Source organism: Achromobacter sp. K91 (assembly GCF_003576205.1).
GTDB classification, from domain to species: Bacteria; Pseudomonadota; Gammaproteobacteria; order Burkholderiales; family Burkholderiaceae_B; genus Achromobacter; species Achromobacter aegrifaciens.
The window spans coordinates 80,656-97,025 of record NZ_QWFB01000002.1 but is presented as its reverse complement, the minus strand read 5'-3'; the positions used below and the strand labels follow the sequence as shown (position 1 = coordinate 97,025).

Annotated in this window: 14 protein-coding genes and 1 pseudogene; 3 read left to right on the top strand and 12 right to left on the bottom strand. The window is 67.6% G+C overall.

Features of this window, described 5'->3' with window-relative positions; all coding sequences use genetic code 11:
* Positions 1-38 precede the first annotated feature (38 nt).
* Complete coding sequence (locus tag DXK93_RS00610) at positions 39-1,034, top strand: tripartite tricarboxylate transporter substrate binding protein (protein WP_119449042.1); 996 nt, start codon at positions 39-41, stop codon at positions 1,032-1,034.
* A 45-nt stretch (positions 1,035-1,079) separates the two neighbouring features.
* Here the strand turns inward: DXK93_RS00610 and DXK93_RS00605 are convergent, their stop codons facing one another.
* The 7 genes from DXK93_RS00605 to DXK93_RS00575 all read right to left on the bottom strand — a co-directional run bounded on the left by DXK93_RS00605 (position 1,080) and on the right by DXK93_RS00575 (position 9,006).
* The gene (locus DXK93_RS00605; protein ID WP_119449041.1) at positions 1,080-2,639 is read right to left on the bottom strand and encodes an ABC transporter substrate-binding protein; all 1,560 of its coding nucleotides are present in this window, start codon (positions 2,637-2,639) and stop codon (positions 1,080-1,082) included.
* Positions 2,640-2,825: 186 nt separating this feature from the next.
* Complete coding sequence (locus DXK93_RS00600) at positions 2,826-3,446, bottom strand: GntR family transcriptional regulator (RefSeq protein ID WP_054450425.1); 621 nt, start codon at positions 3,444-3,446, stop codon at positions 2,826-2,828.
* A 91-nt stretch (positions 3,447-3,537) separates the two neighbouring features.
* Complete coding sequence (locus tag DXK93_RS00595) at positions 3,538-5,193, bottom strand: ABC transporter ATP-binding protein (RefSeq protein WP_119449040.1); 1,656 nt, start codon at positions 5,191-5,193, stop codon at positions 3,538-3,540.
* Positions 5,193-6,011: an ABC transporter permease gene (locus DXK93_RS00590; protein WP_054450421.1), complete on the bottom strand. Its 819-nt coding sequence runs from the start codon at positions 6,009-6,011 to the stop codon at positions 5,193-5,195. Before DXK93_RS00590 ends, DXK93_RS00595 begins: the two co-directional genes overlap by 1 nt.
* The gene (locus DXK93_RS00585; RefSeq protein ID WP_119449039.1) at positions 6,008-6,952 is read right to left on the bottom strand and encodes an ABC transporter permease; all 945 of its coding nucleotides are present in this window, start codon (positions 6,950-6,952) and stop codon (positions 6,008-6,010) included. Before DXK93_RS00585 ends, DXK93_RS00590 begins: the two co-directional genes overlap by 4 nt.
* A 61-nt stretch (positions 6,953-7,013) precedes the next feature.
* Entirely contained in the window at positions 7,014-7,883 is an 870-nt protein-coding gene (locus DXK93_RS00580) for a hydrolase (protein ID WP_054450417.1), read from the bottom strand.
* Positions 7,884-8,088: 205 nt separating this feature from the next.
* The gene (locus DXK93_RS00575; RefSeq protein WP_119449038.1) at positions 8,089-9,006 is read right to left on the bottom strand and encodes a DUF808 domain-containing protein; all 918 of its coding nucleotides are present in this window, start codon (positions 9,004-9,006) and stop codon (positions 8,089-8,091) included.
* Between the two features lie 171 nt (positions 9,007-9,177).
* Between DXK93_RS00575 and DXK93_RS00570 the strand changes: the two genes are divergently transcribed.
* Complete coding sequence (locus DXK93_RS00570) at positions 9,178-9,486, top strand: DUF1272 domain-containing protein (RefSeq protein WP_119449037.1); 309 nt, start codon at positions 9,178-9,180, stop codon at positions 9,484-9,486.
* Positions 9,487-9,511: 25 nt separating this feature from the next.
* On the opposite strand, the gene ytfE is transcribed toward DXK93_RS00570, so the two are convergent.
* Positions 9,512-10,192: an iron-sulfur cluster repair protein YtfE gene (ytfE, locus tag DXK93_RS00565; protein WP_054450410.1), complete on the bottom strand. Its 681-nt coding sequence runs from the start codon at positions 10,190-10,192 to the stop codon at positions 9,512-9,514.
* Between the two features lie 152 nt (positions 10,193-10,344).
* On the opposite strand from ytfE, the gene norR reads away from it, so the two are divergent.
* Positions 10,345-11,868, top strand: a complete 1,524-nt coding sequence (gene norR / locus DXK93_RS00560) for a nitric oxide reductase transcriptional regulator NorR (RefSeq protein WP_054450408.1) — start codon at positions 10,345-10,347, stop codon at positions 11,866-11,868.
* 51 nt (positions 11,869-11,919) lie between these two features.
* Here the strand turns inward: norR and DXK93_RS00555 are convergent, their stop codons facing one another.
* From DXK93_RS00555 to DXK93_RS00545, 4 genes and pseudogenes are all read right to left on the bottom strand, one after another.
* On the bottom strand, positions 11,920-12,888 hold the full coding sequence (locus DXK93_RS00555) for a tripartite tricarboxylate transporter substrate binding protein (RefSeq protein ID WP_119449036.1): 969 nt from the start codon (positions 12,886-12,888) through the stop codon (positions 11,920-11,922).
* Between the two features lie 44 nt (positions 12,889-12,932).
* Entirely contained in the window at positions 12,933-13,940 is a 1,008-nt protein-coding gene (locus tag DXK93_RS32220) for an MDR family oxidoreductase (RefSeq protein ID WP_370126292.1), read from the bottom strand.
* A 60-nt stretch (positions 13,941-14,000) separates the two neighbouring features.
* Positions 14,001-15,143 (bottom strand): annotated as a pseudogene (locus DXK93_RS32215) (acyl-CoA dehydrogenase family protein); the annotation flags it as partial.
* The gene (locus tag DXK93_RS00545; RefSeq protein ID WP_119449034.1) at positions 15,140-16,351 is read right to left on the bottom strand and encodes a CaiB/BaiF CoA-transferase family protein; all 1,212 of its coding nucleotides are present in this window, start codon (positions 16,349-16,351) and stop codon (positions 15,140-15,142) included. The gene DXK93_RS00545 and the pseudogene DXK93_RS32215, both read right to left, overlap by 4 nt.
* Between the last annotated feature and the right edge of the window lie 19 nt (positions 16,352-16,370).

Below are 16,370 nucleotides of genomic sequence, written 5' to 3'. Positions count from 1 at the left end.
TTTCTGCATCGCCCACGTTTTCTCATCAGGAGAGCAGCATGTCGAAGTACCAGAAAATCAATCGCCGCGGCCTGCTGGCCACGGCCCTGGCCGGGTTGCTGGCGCTGGGCCTGAGCCCGGCGGCGCAAGCCGAGGCCTATCCCAGCAAACCGATCCGCATCGTCGTGCCCTTCCCGCCCGGCGGCGCGGCCGACACCCTGGCGCGTGCTCTGTCGCAGCAGTTGAACGACACGCTGGGCAAGCAGGTCATCGTGGAAAACCGCGCCGGCGCGGGCGGCACCATCGGCACCAATGCGGTGGCGCGAGCGGAGCCCGACGGCTACACGCTGCTGCTGGGCAACGTGTCCACGCTGGCCATCGCGCCCAGCCTGTATCCGAACCTGAACTACGACCCGGTCAAGGACTTCACGCCGATCACGCTGGTGGGCAAGAGCCCGCTGGTATTCGCGGTCAATCCGGGCCTGCAGGCGAAGAACCTGCCCGAGCTGATCGCCCTGGCGAACAAGGATCCGGGCAAGCTGACCTTCGGCTCTTCCGGCGCGGGCAGCATCACCCACCTGACCGGCGAAGTACTGAACCTGGCCACGGGCGGGAAACTGGTGCACGTGCCCTACAAGGGCAGCGCGCCTGTGCTGCTGGCGGTGGCCTCGGGCGAGTTGAGCATGGGCGTGACGCAGGTGGTGGAAATGCTGCCGCAGTACAAGGGCGGCCGGGTCGGCGCCGCGGCGGTGACGGGTATCGAGAAGTCGCCCGCCCTGCCCGAAGTCACGACCGCCGCATCGCAAGGCGTGAAGGGACTGGAAGCCACCACTTGGTACAGCCTGATGGCGCCCGCAGGCGTGCCGGCGGAAGTGGTGCAGCGCCTGCAACCGGCGCTGGAGAAGGTGCTGACCAACGCCGAGCTGCGCAAGCGTTTTGCCGACGAGGGCCTGATCCTGGCGCCGTCCACGCAGGCCGAGCTGAGTGCGTTCCTGGGCAATGAAGTGCGCGATTGGGCCGCGGTGATCAAGCAGGCGGGCGTGAAGCTCGACTAGCGATTCAGGCCGGGCCGCACTCGCGGCCCGGCGCCGTCAAGCGTCTTACTTGCCGTCGCGGACCTTGGTTTCCCAGGCCCGCGGCTTGCCTTCCCAGACCGAGAATCCTTCCACGCGCTTGCTGGATGCCCATGCATCCGCGCCGTTGTACAGCATCAGCATGGGGGTCTGTTCCAGCATCAGGGCGTGCAGCTGGTCGAACAGCGCCTGGCGCTTGGCCGGATCGGATTCGAGAAAGCTCTCATCGATCAGCTTCTGCGCCGCCGGATCATCCCAGACCTTGCGCGGCTGCTTGGCCTTGTCGCCCGAAAATTGCTCGAAGCTCAGCGACGGATCCAGGCGCGAAGAGAACGAGAACGAGCTGATCTGGTACTTGCCGGTGTTGTAGCGGTCCAACTGCGTGGCCCATTCCAGCACCTCGATCTTGGCGTTGATGCCCACCGCCTGCATCATGGCCTGGGCGATCACCGCGACTTGATAGCTCGGTACGTGGGCGCGCTTGTTGGCGTAGATGACCACGGGCTCGCCCTTGTAGCCGGCTTCCTTCAGCAATTGCTGCGCCCGGGCCGGATCGTATTTGTAGCCGCGCTTTTCCGCGTCCTTGTAATAAGCCGACCCCGCGTAGACGGCGGAATTGTTCAGCTGGCCCAGGCCTTCGGAGGCGGCGGCCACGACCTGCGGAATATCCAGCGAGGAGGCGATGGCCTGGCGGATCTTCACATTCTTCAGGACCGGATCCTCGGTCTGGAACAGCAGCACGTGCTTGACCGCGTCATGCGGGCTGAACACCGTCAGGTTCTTGGCGTTCTTCAGTTCGCCCACGTCGGTGTTGGTGATCTGCGCGGCGTCGATCGCGCCCGACAGCAGGCCTGCCTTCGAAGTGGAAGGATCCGGCACCACCAGGAATTTGACCTCGTCGGCCAGCGGACGCTTGGACCCCACGTAGCCGTCCGGTTTGTCGCCGGCGGGCGAGACGTAGTCCTTGTAGGCCGTCAGCAAGGTGTATTCGCCGCGCTTCCAGTCCTTGAACATGTAGGGGCCGGTGCCCACCGGCTTGATCCAGGAACCGTCGGCCGCGACCGAATCCTTGGAGATGATGGCGGTCATGCCGCAATCGGTGCGGGCCAGCGAATCCAGGAACACGGCCGACTTGCGGTCCACCTTCATCACCACGGTCTGCGCGTCGGGCGCGGACACGTCCGTCACTTTCAGGCCGTTGCGGCCGTCGAAGTCGCTGCGGCAGCGCCAGTCCGTCTTGGGATCCATGTAGCGCTGCCAGCTCCAGATCACGTCGGCCGAGGTCAGCGCGGCGCCGTTGTGAAACTTGACGCCGTCGCGCAGCTTGAAGGTGTAGGTCAGGCCGTCTTCCGACAGGTCCACCGACTTCGCCAGCAGAGGGCCCACAGTGCCGTTCTCGCGGTAGCCGACCAGACCTTCCACGATGTTGAGCACCACGCCGTCGGTGGTGTTGTCGCGGTTGACGCCGGGGTTGGTCGAGCGGATGTCGGCGGGCTGGGCGATGGTCAGCAGCGCGGCCTGGGCCGAACCGGCGGCGGCCAGCGCCAGGCTGAGCGCGAGCGCTCTAGGTACGAAAACGTGGTGCATGCAAAAACTCCCCGGCGTGCGGCGCAAAATTCACGCATATATTGGCGCCAAAATTAGCTGCCCATTATGAGCGGAATGCGCCGCTCCGCTATCGGGGGTATCCCTGAAGACGCCGCCGGAATGAAAAACGGCGGCCTTCTTTCCGAAGGCCGCCGCATGCGTGCAGCGCGGGACACGCTGGCAGCGTCAGGAGATGTCCTGCCCCACGTGCTGGGCAATGATTTTTTGCAGACGCTTGACGTCGCGGGCTTCCAGCGCGTCCACCATGTCGAAATGCTCGCGCGCGGAGATCTCGATGCGCGAACGCGTCACCCATTCCTTGGCTGGCGCCGCCGGGCCGCGGGCGCGCGTTTCGTGGATCAGCGCGACCAGTTCGCGATTGCGGCACATGTCGTACATGCCCGCGTGGAAAGCCAGGTTGACCTCGTACTGTTCCAGCAGCGTGCCGTCCTGCAACAGCTTGGCGAAGCGTTCGGCCAGGGTGCGCAGTGCCTTGACTTTGCCCGCGGTGACGTTGGGCATCAGGTCCGCCGCCGCGCCCGTTTCCAGCAGGATGCGGATGTCGCGGATCTGCAGATGCTGGTCCGGATCCATGGCATAGACGTGATAGCCCCGGTTCGGGATGTGCGCGATCAGCCGCTTGGCGGCCAATTGGTCTAGCGCCCGCCGGACGTCCAGACGCTTGGCGTCGTAGCGTTCCTGCAGGTCGATCTGTTTCAGCCAGGCGCCGGGACCGTAAACGCCCGCCTGTATATCGTGGGCGATGCGATCAACCAGGCCGGGTTGCGCCGTTGCCGCTTTCGGCATGGACCACTCCCGTCTATCAAATCCGAAGCGCGTATTTTATGCGTAAGTATCCCTGGGGTACGGCGCCGTCGCCCCCTGGGATACCCGGCCCTCAGGCGCTGGCCCGCAACGGCTCCTGTTGGTCCAGCCGCCAGCGCAGGCGCACGCCGCCGGTATCGGTGGATTCCAGCGCCGGAATCGCCGACAGCAGGCTGCGGGTGTATTCCTCTTGCGGCTGGTCGAACACGGCGTCGCGCGAGCCCTGCTCGACGATGCCGCCGTCACGCATCACCACCACGCGGTCGGCCACCTGCTCCACCACGCCCAGGTCGTGGCTGATGAACAGGCAGGAAAAGCCGTGGCGTTCCTGCAGGTCGGCAAACAGGTCCAGCACCTGCGCGCGCACGGTCACGTCCAGCGCGGACACCGGCTCATCGGCGATGACGAAGGCCGGACGGCGCACGATGGCGCGGGCGATCGCCACGCGCTGACGCTGCCCGCCCGACATCTCGTGCGGATAGCGCTTGGCGTACTCGGAGCCCAGGCCCACTTCGGCCAGCACTTCGTCCACCCGGCGTCGCTTTTCCGACGCGGGCATGTCGTCCAGCATGCGCAGGCCCTCGCCCACCAGTTGGCCGATGGTCATGCGCGGGTCCAGCGAGGAATACGGATCCTGGAACACCATCTGGCAGTTCAGCCGGTAGTCGCGCCAGGACGCCGACCGGCGGTTCACCGGTTGGCCACGGAACAGGATCTGGCCCGAAGTGGGCGCCAGCAGTCCGGCAATGGCCCGGCCCAGCGTGGTCTTGCCTGAACCCGAGCCGCCCACCACCGCCACCACTTCGCGCGGCTTGACATGCAGGTCGATGCCGTTGAGCGCGCGCTTGGCGCCGGTGCGCGAGAACAGCCGCTGGTGGCCGGCGTAATCGACCACCAGATTCTTGACCTCGACAATGGGCGGCTCCTTGCCCAGTTGGCGCGCCGGCAGCCGGCGCGGCATGGCGTCCAGCAGCTTGCGCGTGTAGGGATGCTGCGGCCGCTCCAGGATGCTGGCGGTGGCGCCGGTCTCCAGCACCTTGCCATGCTGCATCACCACCATGCGCTCGGTGTAGCGCGCGACCATTGGCAGGTCGTGGCTGATCATCAGCACCGCCGTATGGTGTTCGCGGGTCAGGTCCACCATCAGTTCCAGCACGTCGCGCTGCACCACCGCGTCCAGCGCGGTGGTGGGCTCGTCGGCGATCAGCAGCGCTGGCTCCAGCAGCATCACCGATGCCAGCATCATGCGCTGGCGCATGCCGCCGGAGAACTCGTGCGGCCAGGCTTCCATCGCTCCCTTGGGATCGCGGATGCCGACCCGTCGCAGCATTTCCAGGATGCGTTCGCGGCGCGCGGCGGCGGACAGGTCCTTGCGATGCAGGCGCAGGCCCTCATCCAGCTGGCGGCCAATTGGCATGGACGGATTCAGCGAGGTCATCGGCTCCTGGAACACCATGCCGATGCGCGCGCCGCGCAGCTTGCGCAGCGCAGCCGGCGACGCCTGCGTCACGTCCACGCCTTCGAACTTGATGGAGCCGCCAGCCACCACCAACGGCGACGGCGTCAGGCCCATGATGGCGCGCGCGGCCTGCGTCTTGCCGCTGCCGGATTCGCCGACGATGCCGACCATCTCACCGGGCGCCACCTCGAAGGACACTCCGCTGACGATCTCGCGCCCGCCGGGGCCGACGGTCAGCGACAGATTCGATACCGATACCAATGCGCTCATTACACGCCCCTCATGCGGGGATCGAGGCGGTCACGCACCGCGTCGCCCAGCAGATTGATTCCCAGCAGCGCGAGCGCGATGGCCAGGCCGGGAAGTATGGATAGATAGGAAGCCTGCGCCATGAACGGTCGGGCAGCGGCCAGCATGTTGCCCCAGGTGGGCGCGGGAGGCGGTACGCCCAGGCCCAGGAAGGACAGCGCGCTTTCCGCCAGGATCACCCAGCCGAACATGGAGGTCGCCAGCACCGTCAGCGGCGCCACGCAATTGGGCAGCACATGGCGGAACATGGTGTAAAGCTCGGAGTTGCCCAGCACGCGCGAGGATTCGATGAACTCCTTCTCGCGCAGCGACAGCACCGTGCCGCGCACGATGCGCGTCACCGAGGGCGTGTAGGCCAGGCCCAGCGCCAGGATGATGCCGTATTTGTTGGCGCCCACCACGGCCAGCAGGCCCAGCGCCAGCAGCAGGCCGGGAAAGGCCAGCAAGGCATTGTTGAAGGCCATGATGATGCGGTCGGTCCAGCCTCGCACAAAGCCGGTCAGGGTGCCGATGATCGTGCCCGCGACGATGGCGAAGCTTACCGTCAACAGGCTGATCCAGACGCTGCTGGAAGCCCCCGCCAGCAGGCGCGACAGCTCGTCGCGGCCGAATTCGTCCGTGCCCAGCAGGAACTCGCCGCCAGGCGGCTTCAGGCGCGCCACGAAGTTGATCTTGAGCGGGTCATGCGGCGTCCAGAAGGCGCCCATGACGGCCGCCACCAGCATCAGCGCCACGATGACGCCGCCCAGTAGCGCGTTGGCTGCAATTCGCTTTTTCATTCGGCGGTCACTCTCGGGTCAAAGAGGGGATAGCAAAGGTCGATGAACAGGTTCACGATCACGTAGACCACGCCCACGAACAGCAGACAGCCCTGGATCACGGGGTAGTCGCGGGCGAAGATGGAGTCCACCAGCAGGCGCCCCAGGCCGGGGATGGTGAATACCGTTTCCACCACCGCGATGCCGCCCAGCAGGTTGCCCAGCACCAGGCCGATCAGCGTCCAGGTGGGTCCGAAGGCATTGCGGAACGCGTGGCCCATCAGCACCGCGGATTCCGACAGCCCCTTGGCGCGCGCATGGGTGATGTAGTCCAGCCGCAGCACTTCCAGCGTGCTGGCCCGCGCCATGCGCATCAGCACGCCGATCTCATGCAGGAACAGCGTCAGGATGGGCATGGCCAGGTACAGCAGGCCGGCCTTCCAGTCCTCGCCGATGGACACGTAGCCCACCACTGGCAGCCACTGCAGCTTGAGGCCGAAGAAGATCAGCAGCAGCAAACCCAGCCAGAAGGTCGGAATCGATACCAGCAGCGTGGCCGTGCCGACCAGGAACAGGTCAGGCGCCTTGTTCTGCTTCCAGGCGGCGATCATGCCGGCCGGCACCGCCACCAGCGCGGCGAACAGCACCGCCACCACCACCACGCGGCCGCTGATCAGGAAGCGGTCCCACACCAGCGGCAGCACCGGCTGGCCGGTATTGATGGACGATCCCAGGTCCCCGTGCAGCATGTTGCCGAACCAGATGCCGAACTGGGTAAGCCAGGTCTGGTCCAGCCCCAGCCGCTCCCGCAGGTCAGCCAGCGCGGCTGGCGTCGCCAGGTCGCCCAGCAGCAGTTGGGCGGGGTCGCCCGGGATGAGCCGGATCATCACGAATACCGCCACCGCCACGATCAGCAGCGTCGGTATGGCCATGACGATCCGGGATAGCGCAAAACGCAGCATGCCCCTCTCCTATTCCTGGTCACGGACCCGCGGATGCCCGCAAGCGCCGCGTCCGCCGGTCTCAGTTGTCTTCATGTCGCAGCTTGCGTAGGGCGGAGGCCAGGAAGTCCTGCACCTGGCCCACGCACTTCAAGCCGTCGTGCGGCACGTTTTCCACCACGTCCAGCACCGCGTTCACGCCTTGCGCTTCGAACGAACGGCGCAGCGACTCCAGGCGCTCCGGGCGGGTATTGCCGGCCGAGTTGGCGCCGGGCATGAAGAACTTTCCGCCTTCGCGGTGAGTGATTTCCCAGGTTTCCAGGTCGGCCTTGCCCACGATCATGTGGACCGCCACCTGCTTGAGCGCTTCGATGTCGATGCGCTTGCCGAAACGGGTCTCGGCATCGCGCACGCCCACCCACCAATCCTGGCTGGGATCCAGCAGCGTGACCGAGCCCGGCGCGCCGATCGACACGGCCCACAGGCTTTCCGGGTGCAGGTAGGCGAATCGATTCACGAACTGGCCGCCGCCCGAATAGCCGAACAGGCCGAACTTCTTGAAGTCGCAGCCGAACTTCTCGCCCACTTCCGCCACCATGTCCAGCAGGATCTCGTCGTAGCGGATGTTGCCTTCGCGCAATTGCTTGAAGCCGTCGCGATTGCCGTCGCCCAGCGGGCTCACGGGGAACAGCGGGCACAGCACGATGCAGTCGTTCCAGCGGGCGAACTCGGCGAACGCGTCGCGGTATTCCACGAAGGCGCGGCCGGTGCCGTGCATGATCACCACCAGCTGCATCGGATGCCTGGCGCTGTCGATGTGCGGCGGGACATAGGTGCAATAGGAAAAGCGCGGATCGGAGCGGGCGGCGAAGACGGTGCTGTGGCCCAGGTCGTACATGGCCCGCGCGCGGGCGGCGTCGGGCTGGATGGCAAGTGCTGCGTTGGACTGCATGATTTCCTCGTTTCCATGGCCATGGAGGCCGATGGTCTGTGCCGGTGGTCAAAATAATGATCACATAAATTGGCGCCAATTTTAGGCGCACGTATTCCGGCCCAACAAGGCAGGGGATTCCCTAGGAACGTAAAAAGGGAGCGCCGCGGCGCTCCCCTGGATGGCTCGGGGCGCGTCCCGCCGGGCGGGACGACGCCTGCCCGCTTCAACCTTTCTTGAACAACCGCTTGGCGAGGCTGACCGCCCCCAGCACCACGGCTCCGGCCACGATGCCGAACAAGGCGTTGAGCAAGGTGGCCGTAAGCGCCTGCACCACCCCGCCCCCGCCGACCGCGGCGGCGGCCTGATCGACCGCGGCCTGCACCGGCGGGATGCCGTGAGTCAGGATGGCGCCGCCCACCATAAACATGGCGGCGGTGCCAACCACCGACAGCGTCTTCATCAGATAGGGCGCCGCGCGCACGATGCGCCGGCCCAGCCAGGCCATGGCCTGGGACGACTTCTGGCTGAGGTAGAGGCCCAGGTCGTCGAGCTTGACGATGCCGGCCACCAGGCCGTAGACCCCGACCGTCATCGCGATGGCGATGACCGATAGCACCAGCACCTGACGGGTGAAGTCCGCATCCGCCACCGCCCCCAGGCTGATGACGATGATTTCCGCCGACAGGATGAAGTCCGTGCGTATTGCGCCTTTGATCTTGTCGCGCTCGAACGCCACCATATCGACCGAGTCGTCCTGCAGGGCTTCGGCCCGCGCGGCGTGATTGCCTTCGTCCGAATCGCCGTGCGGCAGGAACTTGTGCGCCAGCTTCTCCACGCCTTCGTAGCAGAGAAAGGCCCCGCCCACCATCAGCAGGGGCGTCACGGCCCAGGGCGCGAAGGCGCTGATCAGCAGCGCCGCCGGCACCAGGATCAGCTTGTTGATGAAGGAGCCCTTGGCCACCGCCCAGACGACCGGCAGTTCCCGGTTGACCGGCACGCCCGTGACCTGCTGGGCGTTCAATGCCAGGTCGTCGCCCAGCACCCCGGCCGTCTTCTTGGCCGCGACCTTGGTCATCACGGACACGTCGTCCAGGATGGTCGCGATATCGTCGAACAGTGCAAAGAAGCTGCTTCCAGCCATCAAGAATCCCCTGTGCCTCGAAAGGATTTTCGAGTGTACAGGCGGCAGCCGCCCGCCAAGCGTAACCAGCCTGGCCGTTTTCACTTCTTTTCTGTCCGTAATGCCAATGGCGCCGCCGGCCATCCCGGCCTACCCTGGCGCCAGAACCCGACACTCGCCCCAGGAGGCCACATGCTTGCCTTGCGACCCAGCTGCGAACACTGCGATGCGGCGCTGCCGCCAGACTCCACCGCCGCCCGGATATGCAGCTTTGAATGCACCTTCTGCGCTGCCTGCGCCGAAGGATTGCTGGGCAATGTCTGCCCCAATTGCGGCGGCGGCTTCGCGTCCCGGCCCGTGCGCCCGGCCAGCGACCGCAAAGGCGGGAATTTCCTGGGCAAGTACCCAGCCAGCGCCGAGCGCAAGCACCGCCCGGTCGATCTGGCCGCGCACGAGGCCCTGCGGCGCAGCCTGGACGGCATTCCGCCGGAACGCCGCTAGCTGTTGCGGCGCCCGGACGCGGACACTAGCTGCGCGCGTGCGCCGCCGGACTGGCCGCGTTCTCGAACAGGATGTTGTTTTCCAGGTGGATGTGCGCCATCAGGTCTTCCTTGAAGGTGCGCAGCCCCAGGTACAGCGCCCGCCAGGTGTTGCAGGCGGCGCGCGGCAACGTGATGTCGTGGGTCAGCGCCAGCAGCCGTTCCAGCGCCACGCCGTGGTCGTCGTGCTCGGCGCGCATGACCATGATGGGCATGCCGGCCATGGCGCCATGGCCGCGCGCCAGCATCGGGAACAGCACCTGTTCCTCCTTCTGCATATGGCTTTCCAGTTCCTGCTGCATCACGCGCAGGTGATCGGCCAGGCCGGTCGGGCAGTCCGGGCTGTCGGCGTGCACCTGCTCCACCTTCAGCGCCAGCCGGATCAGCTCGGGCAGTTGCTGGCGATGCACCTCGTGGTAGCGCGCCAGGATGTGATCGACCAGTTCGGCCGGCGAGGCCAGCCCCCAATCCGTCTCGTGGGACGGGCTGCGCGCCAGCTCCATCAGGCGCGCCTCGATCTGCGCCGCGTCCAGCGAGCGCTGGGCCGCCGCCTCGGCCAGGCTCTTCTTGCCGCCACAGCAGAAGTCCAGCTGGTACTCATGAAACACCTGCGTGGCGCCAGGGATGCTGCGGGCCAACTGCCCCAGGGATTGCTCAACCATGCTCATCGCGTCTCTCCATAGTTCGTGACGGGTACAGAAAGCAATGCGAAATCCGTGCCAGGAAAAACTTGCTATTTATCAATGAACTGCAAATTAAAGGGTGAATATCACCCTGCAAACGTGAGGTTTAAACCACCCTGAACGGTAAAATTCACCCCATGCAAAACCTCCTGCTTGCCGATCTGGTCGCCGACCTGCCCCCCGCCGTCCGCCTGCAGCGGCTGGTGTCCAGCCTGCGCACGCATTTCCGTTGCGGCGCGGTGGCGCTGCTGCAACTGGAGGAAGACCATCTGCGCCCCATCGCGGTGGACGGCCTGACGCAAGATGCCCTGGGCCGCCGCTTCGCCGTGCAGCAGCACCCGCGGCTGGCGGCCATCCTGGCGCGGCGCGGCGTCACCTGTTTCCACCACGACAGCACCCTGCCCGATCCCTATGACGGCCTGATCAACGGCATGGCCGGGGAACCGCTGCCGGTGCACGACTGCATGGGCACCAGCCTGCACATCGAGGGCCGCCCCTGGGGTGTGCTGACGCTGGACGCGCTGGAAGTCGGCACTTTCGACGCCGAGGCCCAGTCGGACTTGCGCGACTACATCGTGCTGCTGGAAGCCGCCTTGCGCACCACGCGCCTGGAAGCGGAAATCCGCGCGCTGCGCGTGGCGCGCGGCGCCGAACCGGCCGACAGCGCCGTCGCCGACAACAACGAGATCCTGGGACAAAGCGAAGCCATCGGCCGACTGCTGCATGAGATCCAGGTGGTGGCGGACTCGGAGCTGCCCATCCTGCTTCTAGGCGAGACTGGCGTCGGCAAGGAACTGTTCGCGCATCGCGTGCACCGGCTCTCCCGCCGTCGCGACAAGCCGCTGGTGCACGTGAATTGCGCGGCCCTGCCCGAATCGCTGGCCGAGAGCGAACTGTTCGGCCACGCCAAGGGCGCCTTCTCGGGCGCCGTGGCCGACCGCCCCGGCCGCTTCGAGGCCGCCAACGGCGGCACGCTGTTCCTGGACGAAGTGGGCGAACTGCCGCTGCTGGTGCAAGCCAAGCTGCTGCGCACCTTGCAGAACGGCGAAATCCAGCGCCTGGGCGACGACCGGCCGCGCCGCGTCGACGTGCGCATCCTGGCTGCCACCAACCGCAGCCTGCGCGACCTGGTGCGCGCCGGTGATTTCCGCGCCGACCTCTATCACCGGCTGTCGGTCTATCCCATCCCCATTCCGCCGCTGCGCGACCGCGGCAATGACGTGCTGCTGCTGGCGGGCCGCTACCTGGAACTGAACCGCGCGCGGCTGGGCCTGCGCAGCCTGCGGCTGTCGCCCGAGGCCGAGGACATGCTGCGCCGCTACCGCTGGCCCGGCAATGTGCGCGAACTTGAGCACGTCATCAGCCGCGCCGCGATCAAGGCCGTCAGCCACGGCGCCACGCGCAATGAAATCGTGACGCTGGGCGCCAAGCTGCTGGACCTGTCCGACGGCGACATGCCGCTGGCCGCGCCGCAGGAGGATGCCGACGCGCCCGCCGGTCCAGGCCAGACGCTGCGCGAGGCGGTGGACGCCTGCCAGCGCCAGGCCATCCGCCGGGCGCTGGAAACGCACCAGGGCAACTGGGCCCATGCGGCGCGCGCGCTGGGCGTGGACTCCAGCAATCTGCACAAGCTGGCGCGACGCATCGGGCTGAAGGGCTGAGGCGCGGCGTGGGGCGCCGGCAGCCCCCGCAGGCCTGCCCATGCCAGGCCGCTATTCGATCTTTATGCCGGTGTCCTGTATCAGCTTGCCCCAACGCTGCGATTCGGCCTGCACGCGCTGTTGAAATTCCTCCGGCGAGCCGGACACGATGTTGAAGCCGCCCTGCTCCATGCTGTCTTTGACCTGCGGGGTCGCCAGCGTGTCGCGCAGCGCCTGCTGCACACGCTTGCGCACCTCGGGCGGCAGGCCCGCCGGCGCCAGCATGCCAACCCAGGAATAGGCTTCGAAGCCGGGCACCAGCGTGGCGATGGGCGGCACGTCCGGCAGCGCGGGCGCGGGCTGCGCCGTGCCGATGGCCAGCGCGTTCAGGCGCCCGCCCTGCACGAAGCCAACGATGGTCGGCAGGCTGGCGATGACCACGTCCACCTCGCCGCCCAGCACCGCGTTGAACATCGGGCCGCCCCCGCGATAAGGCACGTGCGTCACCTTGATGCCCGTGCGCGCCGCCAGGGCGGCCAGGTTCAGGTGATTGGAGCCGCCCACGCCTGAAGAACCGTAGTTCACCTGCCCCGGATGCGCGCGCGCATAGTCCAGGAACTGCTGCAGGGTGGTGATGCCGGTCTTCTTGGCAGTCAGCAGCACTGCGGGCATGGTGCCGATCAGGCTGATGTAGTCGAAGGACTTGATCGTGTCGTACGACAGATTCTTGTACAGCGAACCGTTAACCGCGTGCGAGTCGAAAGCCAGCATCAGCGTGTAGCCGTCGGCTGGCGCGCGCGCCAGCTCGGCGGTGCCGATGGTGCCGGACGCGCCGCCCTTGTTGTCGACCACCACGGTCTGGCCCAGCTTCTGCGACAACACGGGCGCGATGTTGCGCGCCACGTAATCCACCGAACCGCCAGGCGGAAACGGCACGATCAGCCGCACCGGCCTGTCCGGATACCCCTGTCCCCATGCCGCGCCAGCGGTGGCGCAAAGCGCCGCCGCAGCGATGACGGAACGCCATCGTTGCTTCATCATGCCCAGTCTCCTTTGGTGGTATGCGGGTCGCTATGCTGCGGCCCTTATCGATTCACGTCGACGACGATGCGGCCGCGTATCCTGCCCTCCAGCAACGGCGCGGCGGCGGCCGCGATTTCCGACAGGCCCAGCTCCTGCGTATTGGCCTCCAGCATGCCGCGCGGCAATTCATCGGCCAGCCTGCGCCAAGCCTCCGCGCGCAGCGCCATGGGCGCATACACGCTGTCCACGCCGATCAGCGTCACCCCGCGCAGGATGAACGGCGCCACGGTGGCCGGCAGGTCCATGCCCTGGGCGAGTCCGCAGGCCGCCACGGGCGCGCCGTACCGCATGCCGGCCAGCACGTTGGCCAGCGTGTGACTGCCGACGCAATCGACCGCCGCCGCCCAAGCCTCTTTCTGCAGCGGCTTGCCCGGCGCCGACAACGCGGCGCGGTCCAGGATGCCGCTGGCGCCCAGGCTCCGCAGGTAGTCCGCTTCCTGCGGACGTCCGGTGCTCGCCGTGACCGTGTATCCCTTGCCCGCCAGCAGCGCGATGGCGACGGTGCCGACGCCGCCGTTGGCGCCTGTCACCAGCAACGGCCCGCCTTCGGGCGTGGCGTTGTGGCGTTCCAGCGCCATCACGCACAACATGGCCGTGTAGCCCGCCGTGCCGATGGCCATGGCCTGGCGGGCATCCAGGCCCGCCGGCAAGGGCAGCAGCCAGTCGGCTGGCACGCGCGCGGCTTGCGCCAATCCGCCCCAGCGCGTCTCGCCCAGGCCCCAGCCATTGAGCAGCACCGCGTCGCCCGGCTTGAAGCGCGGATCGGCGCTGCGGCGCACGGTACCAGCGAAATCGATGCCAGGCACCATGGGAAAACTGCGCACCACTGGCGACTTGCCGGTGATCGCCAGGGCGTCCTTGTAGTTCAGCGACGAGTACGCCACCTCCACCAGCACTTCGCCCTCAGGCAGCTCGTCTTGCGCGATCTGTGTCAGGCGCGCCTGCGTGCCGCCGTCCTCGCCTCGCGTCAGCTTCAAGGCCTGATACGACATTCCTTCCTCCCTGTGCATCGTTGCGCCAGCCACCGTGGCAGGCGCCGTCCCTGCGAATCGCAAGGCCAGGCCGGCCGCGATACGCTCGTTCATCATTTCGGTGGTGCCGTCGGCAAAACACAATGCCTTGGCCGCCAACAGCCGCCGTCCCATGCCCTGCGCCGGCAGCAAGCCCGTTGCGCCCAGGGCCTGGATGCAGGCGGAAACGCCGTCCAGGCATTCCTCGCCGGCGTATTTCTTGGCCATGGCCGCGGCCGGGACCGCCTCGTCCGAACCGGCATCGATCAGGCCCGCAGCGCGGTCCGTCAACATGCGCAGGATCTGCAGCCGCATCGACACGTCCGCCAGCGACCAGCGCAAACCCTGCTGTTCGATGATGGGGCGGCCGAAAGCCTGGCGCGCGGACGCGTGGCGCACCGCCAGCCTCAGCGCGCTGTCCAGCAGGCCCGCCGCCATCGCCGCGATGTGCGTGCGCGCCTTGTTCACGCCGGCCAGCGCCATTTGGAAACCCTGGCCCGGCGCATACAGCATGTCGCTGTCCTCGGCCCGATAGCCTTCCAGGCGGATGCCGGCGATGCCGGCCGCCCCCAGGCCTTCCAGCGCCGCGCCCGTCAGACGCAGGCATTGCGGCGCACGCAGGTCGACGATGAAGCAGGCGATGCCGGCCGGCCCGCGCGCCGGATCGGTCTGCGCGAACACCAGCGCCAGCTCGCCGCCCGCGGCATTGGCCACCCAGGCCTTTTCGCCGTCCAGGATCCACCCGCCGCCATCCTGCCGCCGCGCCCGCGTGGCGATGGCGGCGAAATCGCTGCCCGCGCGCGGCTCCGACATGGCGGTGCCCCCGATCAGGTCGCCCGCCAGCAGCCCCGGCAGGTAACGCTCGCGCGCCGCGGCGCTGCCATGTTCGGCAATGCGCAAGGCCACGTTGTGCTGATTGATGAACGCGAAGGCGAAGGCAAAATCCGTCGCCGCCAGCGTCTCCGCCGCCCGGGCCCGCATGCGGTAGGACAGTCCCAGCCCGCCGTCCCGCGCCGGGATCTCGATGCCGCCATATCCGCGCCGGCATGCGTCGCGGATATGGACGCCGGCCCAATCCTGCGCGCCGCTGCCCGCCACGGCCAGCGGCGCTACCGCCTCCTGCGCAAACGACGCCAGGCCGCGCAGCAGCGCGCGCTCGTCCTCGCGCAAGCCTGCGTCGCGCTCGTCCGCGGCGGCGGTCATTGCATTGCTCCCGCTGTCGCGGCGCCAGTCCGGATCACGCCCGCCGCCTGCAAGGCGGCCAGGCTGGCGTCGTCATAACCCGCCATGGCGCGCAGCAACGCCTCGGTGTCCTGCCCCAGGGCCGGCGGATAGTCCAGCTGCGGCTGGCCTGCGAACTTGAAGGGATTGCCGAGCATGCGAACGGGCTCGCCGCCTTGCGGCCTGGCCACCTCTTCCACCATGCCGCGCGACGCCGCCAACGGATGCGCCAGCGCCTCGTCCACGCCCAACACCAGCGCGGCGGGCACGCGCCGCGCCTCGAAGATATCCAGCCATTCCTGCGCGCTGCGCGCGCCGATGGCGCCTGACAAGGCCTCGGTCAGCGCATCCACGTTGGCCACGCGCGCCGCGGGCGTGGCGTAGCGGGCGTCCGTGGCCAGTTCCGGCAGCCCGATCGCGGCGCACAAGGCCTGCCAGAACGCATCGCCGGTGGGCGCCAAGGCGATCCAGCGCCCGTCCGACGTGCGGTAAATGTCGCTGGGCGCGATCATGCCGTGACGCGCCCCGCTGGCGCGCGGCACGGGACCGCCCTGCAGATAGCCCTGGGCCTGCCAGGTCAGCATGGCCATCTGCGCATCGAACAGCGACACCTGCACCTGCTCTCCCACGCCGCTGGCCTGCGCCTGCACCAGCGCAGCGGCGACACCCAGCGCCAGGTACAGCCCGCCCGCCAGATCCGCCACCTGATAACCGACGCGCACCGGCTTGCCGCCGGCCTCCCCCGTGATGCTCATCAAACCCGACATGGCCTGCAGCATCAGGTCGAACGCTGGCGCGCCTGCATAGGGACCTCGGTCGTCCAGCCCGATCAGCTGGCCGACCACGATGCGCGGATTGATTGCGGCCAGGGTGTCGTGATCCAGTCCCAGCCGTGCCGGCACGTCCGAGGCGAAGCCATAGATCACCGCATCCGCCTCGCGCACCAGATCCTGGAACGCCTGGCGGCCCAAAGGATGCTTCAGGTCCAGCGCCACGCTGCGCTTGCCCCGGTTCACCGACAGGAAGAACGGCGAATCCTGCACGTCGGAAACGGGAGGCACCGAGCGCGCGTAATCGCCGCCCACCGGTTCGACCTTGATGACCTCGGCACCCAGTTGCGCCAGCAATTGGCCGGCAAACGGCCCGCCCAGCACCCACGTCAGATCCAGTATGACCTTGCCCTGCAGCATGCCTGCTCCCTTTCCGGTG

What these genes read in the sequence shown, in the direction of transcription:
- DXK93_RS00570 (WP_119449037.1), top strand. Translation starts at nt 9,178, where the DNA reads ATGCTTGCCTTGCGACCCAGCTGCGAACACTGCGATGCGGCGCTGCCG.
- norR (WP_054450408.1), top strand. Translation starts at nt 10,345, where the DNA reads ATGCAAAACCTCCTGCTTGCCGATCTGGTCGCCGACCTGCCCCCCGCC.
- DXK93_RS00595 (WP_119449040.1), bottom strand. Translation starts at nt 5,193, where the DNA reads ATGAGCGCATTGGTATCGGTATCGAATCTGTCGCTGACCGTCGGCCCC.
- DXK93_RS00590 (WP_054450421.1), bottom strand. Translation starts at nt 6,011, where the DNA reads ATGAAAAAGCGAATTGCAGCCAACGCGCTACTGGGCGGCGTCATCGTG.
- DXK93_RS00575 (WP_119449038.1), bottom strand. Translation starts at nt 9,006, where the DNA reads ATGGCTGGAAGCAGCTTCTTTGCACTGTTCGACGATATCGCGACCATC.
- ytfE (WP_054450410.1), bottom strand. Translation starts at nt 10,192, where the DNA reads ATGAGCATGGTTGAGCAATCCCTGGGGCAGTTGGCCCGCAGCATCCCT.
- DXK93_RS32220 (WP_370126292.1), bottom strand. Translation starts at nt 13,940, where the DNA reads ATGCACAGGGAGGAAGGAATGTCGTATCAGGCCTTGAAGCTGACGCGA.
- DXK93_RS00580 (WP_054450417.1), bottom strand. Translation starts at nt 7,883, where the DNA reads ATGCAGTCCAACGCAGCACTTGCCATCCAGCCCGACGCCGCCCGCGCG.
- DXK93_RS00585 (WP_119449039.1), bottom strand. Translation starts at nt 6,952, where the DNA reads ATGCTGCGTTTTGCGCTATCCCGGATCGTCATGGCCATACCGACGCTG.
- DXK93_RS00555 (WP_119449036.1), bottom strand. Translation starts at nt 12,888, where the DNA reads ATGATGAAGCAACGATGGCGTTCCGTCATCGCTGCGGCGGCGCTTTGC.
- DXK93_RS00610 (WP_119449042.1), top strand. Translation starts at nt 39, where the DNA reads ATGTCGAAGTACCAGAAAATCAATCGCCGCGGCCTGCTGGCCACGGCC.
- DXK93_RS00545 (WP_119449034.1), bottom strand. Translation starts at nt 16,351, where the DNA reads ATGCTGCAGGGCAAGGTCATACTGGATCTGACGTGGGTGCTGGGCGGG.
- DXK93_RS00600 (WP_054450425.1), bottom strand. Translation starts at nt 3,446, where the DNA reads ATGCCGAAAGCGGCAACGGCGCAACCCGGCCTGGTTGATCGCATCGCC.
- DXK93_RS00605 (WP_119449041.1), bottom strand. Translation starts at nt 2,639, where the DNA reads ATGCACCACGTTTTCGTACCTAGAGCGCTCGCGCTCAGCCTGGCGCTG.